The sequence below is a fragment of the Candidatus Cardinium sp. cByotN1 genome (genome assembly GCF_022810525.1).
Taxonomy (GTDB): domain Bacteria; phylum Bacteroidota; class Bacteroidia; order Cytophagales; family Amoebophilaceae; genus Cardinium.
In genome coordinates this window covers 1-717 of record NZ_JAACGG010000176.1, presented here as the reverse complement: position 1 = coordinate 717, position 717 = coordinate 1, and the positions used below count along the sequence as shown (strand labels likewise).

The 717-nt window shown below is 33.8% G+C and carries 1 protein-coding gene; it reads right to left on the bottom strand.

What is annotated here, in order from left to right; genetic code table 11:
• Positions 1-717, bottom strand: a 717-nt coding sequence (locus MUW73_RS04285; RefSeq protein ID WP_243575301.1) for a hypothetical protein, incomplete at both ends; no start/stop codon positions are given.

Genomic DNA, 717 nt, shown 5'->3' with positions numbered 1-717 from the left:
CCTCCGTGTATATCCTTAATCTAGAGTCAGCTATAAGTTTGCAACATGCTTTCAATAAACGGCTAACAGGTAAAATAGCTGCTTGGCTCAGGGTTGTATCCCAATCAGCTTGCCTGCCAAGAAAATCCAATACTGCTAAAAATATATCGTTTTGGGTATGATCCGATGCAGATAATAAATTACTATGATCTATACACAAAAACCTAGAAAAGGAAGCAATTAGTTCAACAAGTTCTTGAACAGTAGCAGCATCAAAAATTAATTGTTCCTTGATTATATGCGCAGCAATATTTAAACACCCATCTTTACTGCCTGCTTGATCCTGCCATTTAGAAAACCCATTGACTAGAGTGGATAAATTTTGTGCATTAAATTCGTTAAGATATGTATTATTTTCCTTGATTTTTTTGTTGATGTATTGGGCAATTTCTTGACAGGCATCTTTGGTATCTTCTTGTTCGTTCCATTTAGAGAACCCATTGACTAGATTGGATAAATGTTGTGAAGTAAACGCTTCTAGATATGTATTATTTTCCTTGATTTTTTGATTGATGTATTTGGCAATTTCTTGACAGGCATCTTTGCTGTCTTTTTGATCCTTCCATTTAGAGCACCCATTGACTAGATTGGCTAAATTTTGTGCATTAAATTCGTTAAGATAGCTATTATTTTCCTTGATTTTTTGATTAATGTATTTAGCAATTTTTTGACAGGCAT